The sequence below is a fragment of the Bradyrhizobium sp. BWA-3-5 genome, assembly GCF_032917985.1.
GTDB lineage: Bacteria > Pseudomonadota > Alphaproteobacteria > Rhizobiales > Xanthobacteraceae > Bradyrhizobium.
Window position 1 is genome coordinate 539,460 of sequence record NZ_CP136626.1, and the last position, 16,895, is coordinate 556,354.

Below are 16,895 nucleotides of genomic sequence, written 5' to 3' on the forward strand. Positions count from 1 at the left end.
ACGGCGGCGCCGGCATGCGCCTCGCCGCCGGATCCGGCAGCCTGCAGGCCGTTTAACGCTTATCGCGAGTTGCGGCCGTGCGCCGGTTGGACGGCCCAGCTGCTCCAGCTGACGCTGGCGAGGCTGCGCTGGTCGGTCGCCAACGGCCGCCTTGTCTGCCGCTCATAGGCGGCGATGATGTGCTGCGATTGCCGGATCTTCTGCTCGAGCTCGGCAATCGTCTTCTGGGTCTTGCCGGTCCTGTTCGCCTGCGCTGATTCGCCCACCATGAATCTGGCGGTCTCGATACCCCTCAAGGTCTCGCGAAGCTTCTTGAGCTGGGCGCGGTGCCACGCAATGGCGCTGTCACTGTCTACCGGCATGCAAACCCTCCTGATTCGCCACCGAATCTAGCACGCGTGGGCCAAGTTGGGCCAAGGGGAGGCGCCAGCAGGGCGTCCGGCCCACCGTTTCGTGAATCATGGAACAAGAGCTTTCCCGATTTCGGCCCTTTTTCGCCATCGAAGCGACGATCGGCCAGCGTTCAAACAACAAACTTGCATGGCGAACTGTGCCCAGCGCGGTTCCTCTTATCGTCCTGGCGGCAGCATGCCGGGAGCCATGGAGTCTAGGATGGGCGAAGCTGAGTTCGATCGGGTTGTCGATGCCGCGCGAAAGGAAGTCGCCATTGCACCGGCGGTGCATTCGTTGACAGGACTGCGGGCCTTCGATTGGCGGGCAAAGGCCCCAGGCAAGCCAACGTCCCCGCGTCACGCCCCCGCGGCCAGGATTCGCCGTATCGGCGAGGGGCGTAAACGCTACCGGTGAAACGATACAGGAGAGCCAATGGAGCGATCGGTATTCGAAGTCGTGAAGGCACCACTCGGTTGGTCGGTATTCGCCGACAACATCAAGATCGGCGGCGTCTACGAATCGCGGGGCGCCGCACTCGAAGCCGCCGTGCAGGCCGCTTCTGACACCGTCACTGACGGTGGCGGCGTGCAGATCAACGTTCCCGGCGCGGAAGAAGAAAAGCCGAGATGGGCCGTCGCCTTCGAGATCGCAAGCTCGATCCTGCCGACATGGACCGCGCGCGAGCGAGGCCGACGGTAAAGCGGGTATGAACGCAATCGTTCGACTTTGACTGGCGGCCTCCACTTCCCGGGAGGACTTTGCAGCTAGCTTGAATTTGTCCGCGCAATCGCGAGCCATGTGCGGATCGACACTGGCCGCCGTCGGTTTACCGTCGGCGGCCTTTCATTTCACATCATCGAACGGCGAGACCGCGGGGCTGCCGACCCGCATCCGCTTGATGCGGCGCACCGCCATCGGCGCGCCGTCGGACTGATAGTGTAGCTCGTATTTCTTGCCGTTCCTATCGACCGCGGTACAGGAGATGCTGGAGAGCTCCAGCGTCACGAAGTTGCCGACCTGGGTGCAGAGGCCGGCGGTCGATTCGACAAACGGCACCGGCAGGCCATCGGCCTTCGGCCGATCCTTGGATTTCAGCAGCATCCGGTCGATCGGCAGTTCATACACGTTGGCGTCCGGCCGCCGCCCATTGTCGCCGGAAAAGGTGATGGTGTGGCTGTCGTCGCTGGGGTCGTCGAGCGCAACAGTGAAATTCGCCCTGCCTTCCTCGGTCTGGAAGAACGCCACGGCCCGGCAGGCAAAATCCCGCCCCGCGACCTTGAATGTGCTGCACCTGCCGGACATCATCGCGAAGATGATGGTATCTGGCTCGGGCCGTGGGAGTTCGTCCGAGGCGCGCGCCGTCGTGGCAGCAAAAATAATGGCGAGGGCAAAAGCCCGCCGAAAAAATTTCATGGTCATTCCCGGTTGATAGGACATCGAGCGCTAAGTGGCCAGACTCTGCCGTGGTTCCCCGGAGAACACCGGGGAGACCTCCGCCCCGCCGGATGCAAAACGCCATCAGAAATCGAGCGGCGCATTATCGACCACTTCCTTCATCACGAAGAAGGTTCGGGTCTGCCGCACGCCCGGCAGCCCGATCAGCTGCTCGCCGTGGATGCGGTTGAAATCTTCCATGTCGCCGACCCGGATCTTGAGGAAATAGTCGAAATCGCCCGCCACCAGGTGGCAATCCAGCACGAATTTGAGCTGCGCAATCGCCCGTTCGAAGGCGGCAAAGCTCTCCGGCGTGGAGCGGTCGAGCACGACGCCGACCATGACCAGCGCGCCCTTGCCGACCTTGCGCGGCGCCACCATCGCCCGGACTTGGGGGACATAGCCCTCGTCGAACAGGCGCTGGGTGCGGCGGTGGCAGGTTGCGGCGCTGACACCGGCGGTTTCGGCCAGCTCCGCATTGGTCAGCCGCCCGTTATTCTGCAGCAAACGCAATATCTTAAGGTCGATGCGGTCCAGTCTGCCGGCCATGAGAGAATCTTTCAGATATCGGCTAGAATACGAATGAAAACATAGAGAAATGGGATTCTGGCGCAACATCTTAGCATACTGGCCAGAAGCTTCGAGAGCACCTTTCTCGTGCTGGATGGTAGGGCGTTTCGCTGGATCAGACCACCAACGGGGACGACGATGCTGGAAAAATTCGAACGCTATCCGCTGACCTTCGGGCCGACCCATATCGAAAAGCTGGAGCGGCTGTCGCAGCATCTCGGCGGCCAGGTCGAAATCTACGCCAAGCGCGAGGACTGCAATTCGGGGCTCGCCTTCGGCGGCAACAAGCTGCGCAAGCTCGAATACATCATCCCCGATGCGATCGCTTCCAATGCCGATACGCTGGTCTCGATCGGCGGCGTGCAGTCCAATCACACCCGCATGGTCGCCGCCGTCGCAGCCAAGATCGGCATGAAGTGCCGCTTGGTGCAGGAAAGCTGGGTGCCGCACGAGGATGCCGTCTATGACCGCGTCGGCAACATCCTGCTCAGCCGCGTCATGGGTGCGGATGTACGCCTCGTCGATGAAGGCTTTGACATCGGCATCCGCCAGAGCTGGGAAGAGGCGATTGCCGATGTGAAGGCCAAGGGTGGCAAGCCCTATGCAATCCCGGCCGGCGCTTCCGTGCACAAATATGGCGGGCTCGGTTATGTCGGCTTTGCCGAAGAGGTGAGGGCGCAGGAGAAGGAGCTCGGCTTCGCCTTCGATTACATCGTCGTCTGCACCGTCACCGGCTCGACCCATGCCGGCATGCTGGTAGGTTTTGCCAAGGACGGCCGCGAGCGCAAGGTGATCGGCATCGACGCGTCGTTCACGCCCGCCCAGACCAAGGCCCAGGTGCTCGAGATTGCCCGTGGCACGGCGAGCCTTGTCGAATTGGGCCGCGGCATCGTCGAGGACGATGTAGTGCTGATCGAGGACTACGCATATCCGGCCTATGGCGTTCCGTCGGAAGAAACCAAGCAGGCGATCCGCCTCTGCGCCCGCCTCGAAGGCATGATCACCGATCCGGTCTATGAGGGAAAATCCATGCAGGGCATGATCGACCTCGTGAACAAGGGCTATTTCCCCAAAGGATCGAAGATCCTCTACGCCCATCTCGGCGGCGCGCCGGCGATCAACGGATACGGCTACACCTTCCGCAATGGATAGCGACGGTGTTCGCTCTAACCTCGCCCCGCTTGCGGGGAGAGGTCGGATCGCGACGCGATCCGGGTGAGGGCGTACAGGTCCCTCGACAATCTTTGCTCAGAGAGGGGCCCCTCACCCTGACGCTTTCCCCGCAAGGGCGGGGCGAGGGAGAGCCGGCGCCTCCGCGTTACCTTACGCGTCGGCCGAACGCACCAGCGCCAGCAATTCCTCGCCGTAATGTTCGAGCTTCTTGTCGCCGATCCCAGGCACATTTCGAAGCTCGTTCAGCGTTGCGGGCCGCGCCGCGGCGATGCCGTCGAGGGTGGCATCGTGCAATATGACATAGGCCGGCATGCCGCGTTGCCGTGCGATCTCCGATCGCCAGGCGCGTAGCGCGGCCTGCAGGCCGGCGTCGGCAGGCTTCACGTCGGCGCGCGGCGCAAGCTCGCCGCGGCGTGATTTGGTGCGGCTGGCGCGAATGCGCGACCCGGCCGGCATCTCGCGCAGCATGATTTCGGTCTCGCCCTTGAGGACGCCGCGCGAACTCTCCGTCAATTTCAGCGCATTGAAAGCCTCGCTATCGGCGCGCAGATGGCCCATCGCGACCAGTTGCCGGATCACGGCGCGCCATTGCTTCTCGTTGAGGTCGCGGCCGATGCCGAACACCGACAGCTTGTCGTGCCCGAACTGCGTGACCTTGTCGGTCAGGCGGCCGACCAGCACGTCGATCAGGTGCATGGCGCCGAAACGTTGGCCGGTGCGGTAGGCGCAGGACAAGAGTTTTTGCGCAGCGATCTTGCCGTCACGAAGCTGCGGCGGGGACAGGCAGTTGTCGCAATTGCCGCAATTCTCCGATGTAACCGCTTCGCCGAAATAGCCGAGCAGGCGGCGGCGCCGGCAGCCTGCGGTTTCCGCCAGCGCGACCAGCGCATCGAGCTTGCCGATCGAGACGCGCTTGAACGCATCGGAGCCGGTGGATTCATCGATCATGCGGCGCTGCTGCACGATGTCGGTCAGGCCATAGGCCATCCAGGCGCTGGATGGCTTGCCGTCACGCCCGGCGCGGCCGGTCTCCTGATAATAGGCCTCGATGCTCTTCGGCAGATCGAGATGCGCCACGAAGCGCACGTCCGGCTTGTCGATGCCCATGCCAAACGCGATGGTGGCGACGATCACGACGCCATCCTCGTTGATGAAGCGGTCCTGGTTGCGGGCGCGAACGGCCGCATCAAGGCCGGCGTGATAAGGTAGGGCCGGAATGCCGGCATCGGTCAGCGTCTGGGCGATGTCCTCGACTTTGGCGCGTGACAGGCAATAGACGACGCCGGCATCTCCGGCGTGGCGCTCGCTGATGAAGGCCTTGAGCTGGGCGGGCGCGTTTTGCTTCTCGACGATCTCGTAGCGGACGTTCGGGCGGTCGAAGCTGGAGATAAAGCTCGGCGCGCCGTCGAGGGCGAGCCGGGTCACGATCTCCTTGCGCGTCATCTCGTCGGCGGTCGCGGTCAGCGCGATGCGCGGCACGTTAGGGAAACGTTCGGCGAGGACGGACAGGCCGATATATTCGGGGCGGAAATCGTGCCCCCATTGCGACACGCAATGCGCCTCGTCGATCGCAAACAGGGCGATATTGGCCTGTCCGAGCAGTGACAAGCAGCGCGACGTCAGTAGCCGCTCTGGCGCGACATAGAGCAGATCAAGATCGCCGGCGAGCAGCCGCCGCTCGACCTCCGAAGCTTCGTCGAAGGACAGTGTTGAGTTCAACGCGGCTGCATTGACGCCAGCCTCGATCAGCCCTGCGACCTGGTCGCGCATCAGCGCGATCAGCGGCGACACCACGATGCCGCAGCCTTCGCGCAGCAGCGATGGCAGTTGGTAGCACAGCGACTTGCCGCCGCCGGTCGGCATCAGCACCAGGCAGTTGCCGCCGTCCGTGACGTGCCGGATGATCTCTTCCTGCGCGCCGCGGAACGCCGACAGGCCGAACACGGAATTGAGCACCGACAATGCATCGAGGGCAGGGCTTGCGGCATGGTTGTGGGCGGCGGGGGCGGGCATAGCGGTGAAGTCGTCCAATTGAAGGCCGCGTGGCAACCGCCTTTGAAGCAGATGGGCGGAATTGATGAAGTTAAGTAGGCAAAAAGTCCCCGGCAAGTCCATGCCTGATTCCAGGCGCTTACGGCAGATTTCAGGCCTGTCAGGGGTCAACTGCCGGTGATTGACGGCTTCATGGCCGAACGACGGCAGGAGAAATGTGTTAGTAGAAATCCCAAACAATAAACACAGGGACGCGCATGACGGGACCGGTGCGGATCATCGCGGGTATTGTCGCCGTGGTGCTGATCGCAACCGTCGTGGCGGTGTTTGCGATTGTCTGGCGGCCGGCGCTTGCCGCAATCGATCCGCCGGCGCCGCAGACCTTCGATGCCGCGCTCGTCAAGAAGGGGCGGGAACTGGCGGCAATCGGCAATTGCAGCGATTGTCATACCGCGCGCGGGGGCAGTGATTTTGCGGGCGGCGTTCCCGTGCAGACGCCGTTCGGCACGATCTTCTCTACCAACATCACGCCCGATGCCGAGACGGGAATCGGGCAATGGTCGGAGGCCGCGTTTCAGCGCGCGATGCGCTCCGGCGTCAATCGCCAGGGACAGCACCTCTATCCGACATTCCCCTACGATCATTTCACCAATGTCAGCGATGAGGATAATCGGGCGCTGTATGCCTTCCTGATGACGCGGCAGCCGGTTCGTGCGCCGGCGCGCGCGAACGAACTTTCCTTCCCGTTCAACCAGCGTTTTGCCATCGCGGGGTGGAAATTGCTGTTCCTTCGTCACGACACCTATCAGCCGGATCCCAAGCAAAGCGCCGAATGGAATCGTGGCGCCTATCTGGTCGAAGGGCTCGCGCATTGCGGCGCCTGCCACACGCCGCGAAACGCGCTGGGTGCGGAACGCGCCAGCGCACAATTCGCCGGCGGCGATGTCGACAATTGGCACGCTTACGCCATCAACGACCAGTCTCGGTCGCCGGTGCCCTGGACATCAGACGCACTGTTTGCCTATCTGCGCCACGGCTTCCATCCTGATCACGGCACCGCGCGCGGGCCGATGGCGGAAGTGGTCAGCAATCTGTCGTCGGTGCCGCCTGGCGATGTTCGTGCCATCGCGGTTTATATGGCCGGCGTATCGGGCGCGCGCGGGATCGCAGGGAGCCGCGCGAGGCGATGTTGGCGCGGAGCGAGAAGGCTGCGCAGACCAATGCGGCCGGCGCATCGATCTATGCGGCGGCCTGCGCGTCATGCCATGAAAGCGGCCGGCCATTGTCGTTCGGCGGCGTAAATCTCGGCCTCAGCACCGCGATCTCAAGTCCCGATCCGCGCAACCTCGCCAATATCGTGCTGTCGGGCATCCGCTCGGTGGAAGGCGAGCGCAGCCCGATCATGCCGGGCTATGCCGCCAGCATGAATGACGAACAGGTTTTGGCCCTGTTGAATTATTTGCGGGCGCGGTTCAGCGATCAGCCGGCATGGACCGACCTCGATAAGACCATCGCGGATGCGCGCCGGAGGCAATCCGCAGTTCTCCAGGCATCGTCCGGCCCAGGACCGGGCAAAGCGTCCATCGATCCGGCGCAGCGAGGCAAGCCATGATGACATTGAAGGTCAACGGCCGGGAGCATCAGGTCGATGCAGAGGCGGATACGCCGCTGCTGTACGTGCTGCGCGATGATCTCAAGCTCAACGCTGCCAAGTTCGGCTGCGGGCTCGGGCAATGCGGCGCCTGCACGGTCATCGCCGACGGCAAGGCGGTGCTGTCCTGCGTCACGCCCATGGTCCTCTTGGAAGGCAAGCAGGTGACGACGCTGGAAGGTCTCGGCTCGAGCGCGGAGCCGGCGCCGATCCAGCGCGCCTTCATCGAAGAGCAGGCGGCGCAATGCGGCTATTGCATCGCCGGCATGATGATGCGCGCGCAGGCCCTGCTGCAGAAGAATTCGAAGCCAACGGACGAGCAGATCCGCGCCGAACTCGAGCCGCATCTGTGCCGCTGCGGCACCCATATGCGTATCCTGCGCGCGATACACCGGGCGGCCCGGCTCATGGACACGGCAGACGCTTCCTCGACGAGCGACGGGAGGTCCCGATGAGCGACGCCGTGGTTCTCGATCGCCGTCGTGTGCTCGCAGGCGGCGGAGCTTTGATCGTCAGTTTCTCGCTGTTAGGCGCCGCGGCGCAGCAACAGGGCGCCCCACCTGCGGCTCCCGCGCGGAGCCCACCCGGCAGCTTGAAAACGTCGCCCTATCTCGATTCCTGGATCCGGATCGACGCCGATGGCAGCATTACGGTGTTCACGGGCAAGGCTGAACTCGGGCAAGGTTTCAGGACCGCCTTTCAACAGATTGCCGCCGAAGAGCTTGACGTTCCCTTTGCGTCGCTGAACGTCGTCACCGCCGACACCAAACTTACCGCGAACGAGGGTTATACGGCCGGCAGCAATTCCGCCAAAGACAGCGGCACCGCGGTTTTGAACGCGGCGGCCCAGGTGCGCGCGCTACTGATCGCGGAAGCCGCCGCCCGGCTCGATTTGCCTGCCGAAAATTTGCGGACCGAAAACGGCGCGGTGGTAGCGCCCGACGGCAATCGCTTGACCTATGGCGAACTCGTTGCGGCCGACATGTTGCACGTGCAGGCTCAGCCCAGCTCGAAGCTGAGGGACCCCGCGACGTTCCAAGTGATAGGCCACTCGGTGCCGCGCGTGGACATTCCCGCAAAGGTCACCGGCGGGGACGCTTACGTCCAGGACATGCGATTGCCGGGCATGGTGCACGCCCGCGTGGGTGCGCCCGCCGAGCTATGGCGCACAACTGGCCGAATGCGATACTTCCGCCGTCGAGAAGCTTCCCGGCGTCCTCAAGGTCGTGCGGGACGGCAATTTTCTCGCAGTCGTGGCGGAAAAGGAGTTTTTGTCGATAAAGGCGATGAACGCGCTGGCTGCCGCTGCCAAATGGCAGGAGACCGCGAGCCTGCCGAAGCAGGACGACCTGATGGCGGTGCTGACCAGCCTCCCATCGCAGAACACGACCATCTTCGAGAAAGGCAATGCCGCGGCCACCGGCCAACGAACAATCGAGGCCACCTATACGCGGCCCTATCAGGCGCATGGGTCGATCGGGCCATCCTGTGCCGTAGCGCACTTCGTCGATGGCGAGATGACGGTGTGGACGCATACGCAAGGTGTCTATCCCGATCGCCAGGGCATCGCGGAAATGCTGCGCATGCCGCCGGCGAACGTTCGCCTGATCCATGTCGAAGGCTCCGGCTGCTATGGCCACAATGGTGCGGACGATGCCGCGGCCGATGCGGCGCTGATCGCGCGCGCATTGCCCGGCCGCCCGGTCCGCGTGCAATGGATGCGCGAGCAGGAGCATGCGTGGGAGCCGTTCGGCCCGGCGATGGTGACGAGGCTCAAGGCCTCGCTCGACGGCAGCGGCAAGATCGCTGACTGGCATTTCGAGGTCTGGAGCAACACGCATTCGATGCGGCCCGGCGGCGCCGGATCCATGCTGGCGGCGCAGCACATGGCGCAAGCCTTTGCCGTACCGGCCCCCAGGCCGCTGCCGTTGCCGGAGGGCGGCGGCGACCGCAATGCGATTCCGATCTACACATTTCCCGACGCGCGGGTGGTGCATCATTTTATTCCGGCGATGCCGATCCGGATTTCGGCCATGCGCGCGCTCGGCGCCTATCACAACGTGTTTTCGATCGAGAGCTTTATGGACGAACTCGCGGGCCTCGCCGATACCGCCCCCGTCGAATTCCGGCTCCGACACCTCGACGATCCGCGCGGCCGTGCGGTGATCGAAAAGGCTGCGCAGGGTTTTGGATGGAAAAAAGGCCAGAAGGCACCGCAGGACCGCGGCTTCGGCTTTGCCTTTGCACGATACAAGAATCTGGCGGCCTATTGCGCCATCGCTTCCGAGGTTGAAGTAAACCGCGAGACCGGTCGCGCGCGCCTGGTGCGCGCCGTGGCGACGGTCGACAGCGGCCAGGTGATCAATCCGGACGGGTTGGTCAATCAGATCGAAGGCGCGATCCTGCAGTCGATGAGCTGGACGCTGTATGAAGCCGTCACGTTCGACGACACCAGGATCACCAGCATCGATTGGCAAACCTATCCGATCCTGCGCTTCGATGCCGTGCCCGAGAGCATCGAAGTCCACATCATCAATCGCCCTGGCCAGCCGTTCCTCGGCAGCGGCGAGACCGGGCAGGGACCGGCGGCGGCGTCGATTGCCAACGCCATCGCCAACGCCACGGGAAAGCGGCTGCGGGATTTGCCGCTGACGCGCAAGCGCATCAAGGATGCGATCGATGCGTGAGGAGGCTTACTGATAGCTCGCCACGATGTCAGATACCGCGCGCTCAAGCTGCTGCGCGGTGGCGCATTGGCGCACCACAGTGCAGAAGGTCGAATAGCGCGGCATCTCCGAATCGCCCCAGCCCCAGGCCATGCGGCCCTCGGGGTTGAGCCAGACCAGCCGCTTCGACCGCTCGGAAATCCTGCGAAGAATATCGGCGCGCGGATCGAGGTTGTTGCTACGGGCATCGCCGAGCACGATCACCGTGGTCTGCGGCGTCAGCGTGCTCATCCATTCGTCCTCGAAATCGGCCAGCGAGCTGCCGTAGTCGGACGAGCCGAAGCCGACCTTGGACATGATCTCGGCCATCGCCTCTTCCGGCGATTTGGATTCCAAGATGTCGCTGACTTCGATCAGGTGGCCGGAAAATGCAAAGGAACGAACGTCGTCCACGACCTCGTGCAGGCTGTGGATTAGCAGCAGGAAGAAATCCGACACGCGCGCCACCGAACCCGAGACGTCGCAGAGCGCCACGATTTTCGGCTTATCGCGGTGCCGCCGCTTCCAGGCGGTGAGGAACGGCACGCCGCCCCAGGCGGCGTTGCGGCGGAGCGTGCGGCGGACATCGAGATGGCCGCGGCGCTGACGCTTGCGCGGCTTTGAATAGCGCTCGCGGAGGCGGCGCGCGATCTGCCGGATCAGGTGCCGCATCTGCTCGACCTGCCGTGGCTCGATCCGCGACAGCGGCGCGTTGCGCAGGATCTCATTGCGGAGGTTTTCGGCTTCCTCGCGCCCATACAGCATCAACGCCTGTGAAACCGTATCGCGGACGGTGCCGCGCAGGCCATCCAGCGCGCTGGTGAGCCGCTCCGCCAGCGCCGGATTGGTGGCGGTCAGATTGTCGAGATCGTCGCGCAGCCGCTGGATGCCCATCTGGTCGAGGATGCGGCCGGAGAAGATGCCGCGCTGCGTGAAGTAGCGAATGTCGGACAGCGAGGCCGCGTTCGCCGCATTGGCGATGGCGGCTGCGATTTCGTTGCGGTCCTGCGCCAGCAGCATCTGGGCGAGCTGGCCCAGCTCCTCGGCCTGCTCGCCGGCATCACCGGGGGGCGCATTCGATCCGGACGCGTCCTGCTCGTCCGTCTTGCCGCCTTCGGGCGGCGCTTCCGGCTCCAGCGTATCGAAGAACAGATCAAAACAGTCGCCGAGCGCCTTCTTCTCGTCCTGCGATTTGGCGAGCGTCAGCAGGAACGTGTCGCGCAGGATCGTTCGATCAGTGAAGCCGACCTTGGAGACCGCCCGCATCGCATCGATGCTTTCGGCCGGCGAGAGCCGCACGCCTGCGCCCCGCGCCGCACGAAAGAAGCGATGCAGGTTCTCTCTCATGCGTGATCACCCGAAGACGCCTGGGCGCGATGCCTTCGCGATGAAGGTGGAAACCTGCGGCATGGTCGCCTCAATGTCAGCCTCGTATTTCAGGAGCACGTTCAGCGTGTCCTTGACCACTTCATGGCCGAGCTCGGACGCCTGCAGCAGCACCAGCACGCGCGCCCAATCGATGGTCTCGCTGACCGATGGCAGCTTCTTCAGGTCCAGCGTGCGGACCTCGTTGATGAAGCTCACCATCTGCCGGCGCAGCGTCTGCGAAATGCCGGCCACGCGGCTCTCGACGATCCGCTCTTCCAGCTTCTGCTCGGGGAAGCCGATGTGCAGATGCAGACAGCGCCGCTTCAGCGCGTCGCCGAGATCGCGCTCGCTGTTCGATGTCAGGATGACGGTCGGCGGCGAGACTGCGACGACCGTGCCGAGCTCCGGAATAGTCACCTGGAAGTCGCTGAGAATTTCCAGCAGCAGGGATTCGAATTCGGCGTCCGACTTGTCGATTTCGTCGACCAGCAGCACGCAGCCGGCCGGCTGCTCCAGCGCCTGCAACAGCGGCCGTGGCTCGACGAATTCCTTGGAGAAGAACACGTCGCCGAAATCGTGCAGCTGGTTCAGCGCTGCCTCCAGCGTCGGCGCGCCGCCGAGCACTTCGCCGAGCTTGTCCTTGAGGATCTGCGTGTAGAGAAGCTGCTTGGCGTATTTCCACTCGTAGAGCGCCTTGGCCTCGTCGAGCCCCTCATAGCACTGCAGGCGGATCATCTTCATGCCGCGCCAGGCGGCGATCGCTTTTGCCAGCTCGGTCTTGCCGACGCCGGCCGGGCCTTCGACCAGGATGGGTTTCTCGATCTGCTGCGACAGATAGACCGCGGTCGCAATCTGGCGGCTCGCAATATAGCCTTGCGCCGCAAGACCGCTTTCCACTGCCTCGATGGAGGCCGAAGGCCCGATGTCAGCCACGGGGTTTCAACTCCGAATTCGCTGGATTTCGGAGTGTTTCTGCCCGCGTTCCCGGCAAAGAACAAGCGCCGTTTCGGCATAACGAGGGCGCAAGTTGCGGTATTTTCCGCCTAGCGCAAAGCCAGCCCGGTCGCGGCCTCGAGATCGGCAATCGCCTGCGCGGCACTCACCACCTTGACCGTGGTCATGCCCATCTCGCGCGCCGGCTTCAAGTTGACGCCGAGATCGTCGAGGTAGACGCAGTTTTTCGGATCTACCTGAAGAGCCTCCACCATCATCTGGTAGATGCGCGGATTGGGTTTGCGAAGGCCGCTTTTTGCAGACTGGATGACATGATCGAACAGCGCCATCACCTCGGCGATGTAGAGCATGCGTCCGCCCTCGCTGCCGATGGCATTGGCGGGAAGGTTGTTGGTGATGCAGCCGGTCTTGAATTTTGCTTTGATGCGCTTGAGCGCCTCGACCATCTCGGGCCGCAGGTCGCCCGATAGCAGCGGCAGCACGTCCTTGCCGCGAACGGCGGCGCCCAGCGCCAGCGATTCAGCGGCGAACAATTCGTCGAAGGCCTCGATGTCGATTTCGGCGCGCTCGAATTTGGCCCAGGCGTTTTCGAGGTGATTGGCGGCGTTGGTGCGCCGGATGATGTCGACCGGTAGCCCGCGCTCGGTCTCGAACCGCGCGAAGGCCTCGAACGGCGAGGTGGTGAGCACTCCGCCGAAATCCCAGATCACTGCCTCGATCATTGTTCCTCGCATGACAGAAACACGTCTCCGAGCGGCTAACACGGAATGCCTGTGAGAACCAGCCTGATCCGGCGCTTGGCGATCCGCGCGCCGCAGGCTATGGCTGCACCGATGAAACGTCTCTCCTGCTTCATTGTCAGCGTGGCACTACCGCTATCGGCTCCTGCGCACGCCATCGTCGGCGGCGGCGCGCCGTCGACCGAAGGCGTGGCCCGCTCGGTCGTCACCATCGTCGGCTCGCGCGGCAATTTCTGCACTGGGGGGCTGATCGCGCCAAAACTGGTGTTGACCGCGGCGCACTGCGTGCCGCCGGGCGCTGACTACAAGATCGTCGAATACGACGCCGACCGGCAGCCCTCGCTAAGGGATGTCAAGGCGGTCGCCATTCATCCCGGTTTCAACATGCAGGCGATGTCGGGACATCGCGCCACAGCGGATGTCGCGCTGCTGCAATTGGCGGTAGCGCCGAAGGGCAAGGCACCTTCTGTGCTCGGATTGCCTGACATCCCGATCAATGTCGGCAGCCGCTTCACCATCGCCGGCATCGGCGTGACCGTGCGCGGCGACGGCAAAAGCGGCGGCACCATCCGCGTCGCTGGCCTGGTTGCGACGGGCAAGCCGGGGACGCTGCAGATTCGTTTGGTCGATCCGGTAGGGCAGGGTGCGCGCGAGGGGCTCGGCGCCTGCACTGGCGATTCCGGTGCGCCGGTTTTCGAGGACAAGCAAGGCGGCCCGGTGATCATCGGCGTCGTGAGCTGGTCGACCGGGCCGAACGGCAACGCCGGCTGCGGCGGCATGACGGGCGTGACGCCGCTGACACTCTATCGCGATTGGATCGTGCAGACGGCGCAGAAGTGGGGCGCGGGGTTGTAACCACACCGTCGTCCCCTGCGAAAGCATCGCTTTCGCAGGGACGACAATGGCCACCGAGTCAGCCGCCTAACGCCCTGCCGCCTTGTTCGCGGCGGCGTTGTTCAGCACGATCAGGCCGTCGACGGCGACGCCGAGCTTGCTGTTGATCAGGAACGGGTTGACGTCGATCGAAGCGATGCGGCCGTCGGCATCGGCCATCAGGTTGGACAGGCCGACGAGCGCCTTCACTGCGGATGGTTCGTGCAGTGCGGGCTTGCCGCGATAGCCCTTCAACTTCACGCCGGCCTTGGTCTTGGCGATCAGCTGCTTCGCTTCGGCCTCGTCGAGCGGCGCGCCGGCCAGCGCGACGTCCTTCATCAATTCGATATCGACGCCGCCGGTACCGAACAGCACCACAGGCCCCATCTCGGCATCGAGCGAGGCGCCGACCACGAGCTCGAGATCGGCCTTGACTTGCTGCGCGATCAGAATGCCTTCAAGCTTGGGTTTGCTCTTGATCTTCTTGACCCGTGCCGTGATGTCGTTGAATGCCTTCTTCACCTCGGCGGCGGTGTTGAGGTTGAGCACCACGCCGCCGATATCCGACTTGTGAAGAATATCAGCGCTGGCGACCTTCGCCACGACGGGAAAGCCGATCTTCTTGGCGATCTTCACCGCCTCGGCTGCAGTCCGCGCAATCTCTTCCTTCGAGACGGGAATGCCGTAGGCCTTGAGCAGCTTCTTCGAGGCGACCTCGTCGAGGGCAGCGCCGTTCGCAGCCTTGAGCGTCTTCTCCAATACCGAGCGCGCGGAGGCTTTCGAGCTCGACACGATGTCGGGCACTTCCTTGCGCAAAGACGCATACTCGATCAGTGATTTGATCGCGCCGACCGCGCGGTCGAGGCCCTGCATGACGGCGATGTTTGGCAGCGATTTGCGCAAGCCCTTGGTGAACTCGGTGAATCCGATCGACATCGCGCTGATATAGACCACGGGCTTGTTGGCCTCGCCCGCCATCTCGTTGACGATACGCAGATTGCGCTCGCGCAACTCATGCGGCGCCTTCGGCAGCTCGGCGTCGATGATGACGATGTCGGTATCGGGATCGTCGATCATGATCTTGATCGACTTCATGTAGACGGAGGGATCGACCACGGCGGCGAAACCCGCATCGAGCGGATTGCCGACGATGCTGCCGGGCCCGAGCATCTGCGCCAGTTGCGACGTCGCATTCGCGCTGAGCGGGGCAAAGTTCATGCCGGCCGAATAGAACGCATCGATCAACAGGCCGCGCTTGCCGCCGGACAGCGACACCGCGGCGAGGCGGTTACCCTTCGGCGGATCGGCATGGACGAAGCATTCCGTGGTCTCGATCAATTCGTCGAGCCCGCGGACGCGGATCACGCCTTCGCGGGTCGAGATCGCGTCAAACGTTTCGATCGAGCCGGCGAGCGCGCCGGTATGCGCCATCGCGGCGGCGCGGCCGCCTTCGGAGGCGCCAAGCTTAAGCGCAATCACCGGCTTTCCGGCGGCGCGGGCGGCCTTGCAGGCCTCGCGGAACACCTTCGTGTTCCGGACGCCTTCGAGATAGACCACGATGACGCGGATCGAGGGATCGGCGGCGAAATAAGCCATCAGGTCCGGCGTCTCGAGGCCGGTCTCGTTGCCGGTCGTCACCATGTAGCCGACGCCGACGCCGCGATCTTCCAGCGTCTGGCGGATCGCCATCACGATCGCGCCGGATTGCCCGACGATCGCCACCGGACCGGCTTCCATGGTGACGATGCGGTCGTCGATATTGGTAAACAGCTTTTCGCCCGCGCTCAGATTTCCCAGGCAGTTCGGGCCGGTGACGGCGAGGCCAGTCTCCTTCACCGCCTGCTTCAATTCCACCGCCAGGCGCTGGCTTTCCTCGTCCTGCAACTCGCTGAAGCCCGAGGTGACGATGGTGGCAGAGCGCGCCCCGGTGGCCGCGGCGTCGCGGATCACCTGCACCGCAAAGCGCGCCGGCACCAGCACCAGCACATGGTCGGGCTTTTCGGGGAGGCTGGCAAAATCCTTGTAGCAGGGCACGCCCCAGATCGTTTCGCGCTTGGCGTTGACCGGATAAAGCCCGCCTTCGTACTTGTACTTGATCAAATTGTTCCAGATGCGCTCGGCATAGTTGCCGGGCTTGTCGGTGGCGCCGACCAGCACGATGTTGCACGGATGCAGCATTGCATGGATGCGCTTGACGATGTCGCTGGCGTCAGGTGAGGGCGACCATTTTTCGACCGTGTGCGATGCGGTGCTTGCCTGAGCGTCCATGGAGATCCCTAACTCTGTTGCTTGCTTTGGCGTGGCGATCGCGAATGATCGCCGCGTCATGTTGTTCTTTTGATTGAGCCCTTTTTATTGAGACTTGATGAGGGTGGCAACACGCGTTGCGCCATGAGCGCCATTCGCGCCGCGCAATATTTCCCGGCTGGCGGAGAATTCAGTTCGAGCCTTGCGCTGGCCTGATCATGCTCGCGTGCACAAGGTAGCGGTCCGGTCCCGGTGTCAGCGCGTCGAATGGCCAGCAGGTCGATAGCACGAGATGGTAGCCATCCGCGAGCGGATCGATGCCGGAGGCATCGAAGCGCACCACCGAGGTGCCGTCCACCCGGTAACGGAAGTGTTTGCCGTCGCCTCGCGTCACCTCGATCTCGTCGCCGATCACGACCTTCTTCAGGAAAGCGAAATGGGTGTCGCGGTGCGCCGAATAGACGGCGACGCCGCGTTCGCCGGCGTCGGATGTCCGTTCGACATGGCCCGGGCCGAAGGCGAGCGCCTGTCCGCTGCTGCCGGCGAGCACGATGGCGCGGCTTCCCAGCCGCTTCACCTCGATGCGCGCGACCGGCCATGTGTCGGCCCATGACCAAGGCTTGGTCTCGCGCCCGGTGGCGATGGTTTGCTCAAAGGCGCGCTCCAGCAGCACCTGCGCGAGCAGGGCCTTGGCATGGATGTAGGCGCCCTGGCCGAACAGGGTGAGGCCGATCAGCGCGAGGAGGAGAGGGAGGATGAAGCGCATCGGAATTTTTGCCGCCGATCATTGCGAGG

At 63.8% G+C, this 16,895-nt stretch carries 15 protein-coding genes and 1 pseudogene; 7 read left to right on the plus strand and 9 right to left on the minus strand.

Annotated features, from left to right (window positions below; genetic code table 11):
* Positions 1 to 59: 59 nt before the first annotated feature.
* The gene (locus RX331_RS02555) at positions 60 to 362 is read right to left on the minus strand and encodes a hypothetical protein (protein WP_317255098.1); all 303 of its coding nucleotides are present in this window, start codon (positions 360 to 362) and stop codon (positions 60 to 62) included.
* 463 nt (positions 363 to 825) lie between these two features.
* Here RX331_RS02555 and RX331_RS02560 point away from each other — a divergent pair, with 463 nt between their 5' ends.
* Positions 826 to 1,092 (plus strand): hypothetical protein, encoded by a 267-nt coding sequence (locus RX331_RS02560; RefSeq protein WP_317255099.1) that lies wholly within the window; start codon positions 826 to 828, stop codon positions 1,090 to 1,092.
* A gap of 144 nt (positions 1,093 to 1,236) precedes the next feature.
* On the opposite strand, the gene RX331_RS02565 is transcribed toward RX331_RS02560, so the two are convergent.
* Both RX331_RS02565 and RX331_RS02570 read right to left on the minus strand, forming a co-directional pair.
* Positions 1,237 to 1,806: a hypothetical protein gene (locus RX331_RS02565; RefSeq protein ID WP_317255100.1), complete on the minus strand. Its 570-nt coding sequence runs from the start codon at positions 1,804 to 1,806 to the stop codon at positions 1,237 to 1,239.
* Between the two features lie 105 nt (positions 1,807 to 1,911).
* Positions 1,912 to 2,376, minus strand: coding sequence for an Lrp/AsnC family transcriptional regulator (locus RX331_RS02570; RefSeq protein ID WP_317255101.1), 465 nt, complete (start codon positions 2,374 to 2,376; stop codon positions 1,912 to 1,914).
* A 159-nt stretch (positions 2,377 to 2,535) separates the two neighbouring features.
* Here RX331_RS02570 and RX331_RS02575 point away from each other — a divergent pair, with 159 nt between their 5' ends.
* Positions 2,536 to 3,549, plus strand: a complete 1,014-nt coding sequence (locus tag RX331_RS02575) for a 1-aminocyclopropane-1-carboxylate deaminase (protein WP_317255102.1) — start codon at positions 2,536 to 2,538, stop codon at positions 3,547 to 3,549.
* Between the two features lie 171 nt (positions 3,550 to 3,720).
* Here RX331_RS02575 and recQ read toward each other — a convergent pair whose 3' ends face one another.
* The gene (recQ, locus tag RX331_RS02580) at positions 3,721 to 5,583 is read right to left on the minus strand and encodes a DNA helicase RecQ (RefSeq protein ID WP_317255103.1); all 1,863 of its coding nucleotides are present in this window, start codon (positions 5,581 to 5,583) and stop codon (positions 3,721 to 3,723) included.
* 236 nt (positions 5,584 to 5,819) lie between these two features.
* On the opposite strand from recQ, the gene RX331_RS02585 reads away from it, so the two are divergent.
* The 4 genes and pseudogenes from RX331_RS02585 to RX331_RS02600 all read left to right on the plus strand — a co-directional run bounded on the left by RX331_RS02585 (position 5,820) and on the right by RX331_RS02600 (position 9,900).
* Positions 5,820 to 6,863: a cytochrome c gene (locus RX331_RS02585; RefSeq protein ID WP_317255104.1), complete on the plus strand. Its 1,044-nt coding sequence runs from the start codon at positions 5,820 to 5,822 to the stop codon at positions 6,861 to 6,863.
* Positions 6,749 to 7,174 (plus strand): c-type cytochrome, encoded by a 426-nt coding sequence (locus RX331_RS02590; RefSeq protein WP_317255105.1) that lies wholly within the window; start codon positions 6,749 to 6,751, stop codon positions 7,172 to 7,174. Before RX331_RS02585 ends, RX331_RS02590 begins: the two co-directional genes overlap by 115 nt.
* The gene (locus tag RX331_RS02595; RefSeq protein ID WP_317255106.1) at positions 7,171 to 7,668 is read left to right on the plus strand and encodes a (2Fe-2S)-binding protein; all 498 of its coding nucleotides are present in this window, start codon (positions 7,171 to 7,173) and stop codon (positions 7,666 to 7,668) included. Before RX331_RS02590 ends, RX331_RS02595 begins: the two co-directional genes overlap by 4 nt.
* Positions 7,665 to 9,900, plus strand: a pseudogene (locus RX331_RS02600) (molybdopterin cofactor-binding domain-containing protein). The gene RX331_RS02595 and the pseudogene RX331_RS02600 overlap by 4 nt, the downstream one beginning before the upstream one ends.
* Before the next feature lie 6 nt (positions 9,901 to 9,906).
* On the opposite strand, the gene RX331_RS02605 reads toward RX331_RS02600, so the two are convergent.
* The 3 genes from RX331_RS02605 to RX331_RS02615 form a co-directional block, all read right to left on the minus strand.
* A complete protein-coding gene (locus RX331_RS02605) occupies positions 9,907 to 11,265 on the minus strand; it encodes a vWA domain-containing protein (protein ID WP_317255107.1) in 1,359 nt (452 codons plus the stop codon).
* A 6-nt stretch (positions 11,266 to 11,271) separates the two neighbouring features.
* Positions 11,272 to 12,219: a MoxR family ATPase gene (locus RX331_RS02610; protein WP_317255108.1), complete on the minus strand. Its 948-nt coding sequence runs from the start codon at positions 12,217 to 12,219 to the stop codon at positions 11,272 to 11,274.
* A 110-nt stretch (positions 12,220 to 12,329) separates the two neighbouring features.
* Positions 12,330 to 12,962 (minus strand): HAD-IA family hydrolase, encoded by a 633-nt coding sequence (locus tag RX331_RS02615; RefSeq protein WP_317255109.1) that lies wholly within the window; start codon positions 12,960 to 12,962, stop codon positions 12,330 to 12,332.
* A gap of 111 nt (positions 12,963 to 13,073) precedes the next feature.
* Between RX331_RS02615 and RX331_RS02620 the strand changes: the two genes are divergently transcribed.
* Complete coding sequence (locus RX331_RS02620) at positions 13,074 to 13,835, plus strand: S1 family peptidase (protein WP_317255110.1); 762 nt, start codon at positions 13,074 to 13,076, stop codon at positions 13,833 to 13,835.
* A 66-nt stretch (positions 13,836 to 13,901) separates the two neighbouring features.
* Here RX331_RS02620 and RX331_RS02625 read toward each other — a convergent pair whose 3' ends face one another.
* Positions 13,902 to 16,121 (minus strand): acetate--CoA ligase family protein, encoded by a 2,220-nt coding sequence (locus RX331_RS02625; protein WP_317255111.1) that lies wholly within the window; start codon positions 16,119 to 16,121, stop codon positions 13,902 to 13,904.
* A gap of 169 nt (positions 16,122 to 16,290) precedes the next feature.
* Complete coding sequence (locus RX331_RS02630; RefSeq protein ID WP_410708092.1) at positions 16,291 to 16,866, minus strand: class GN sortase; 576 nt, start codon at positions 16,864 to 16,866, stop codon at positions 16,291 to 16,293.
* Positions 16,867 to 16,895 lie beyond the last annotated feature (29 nt).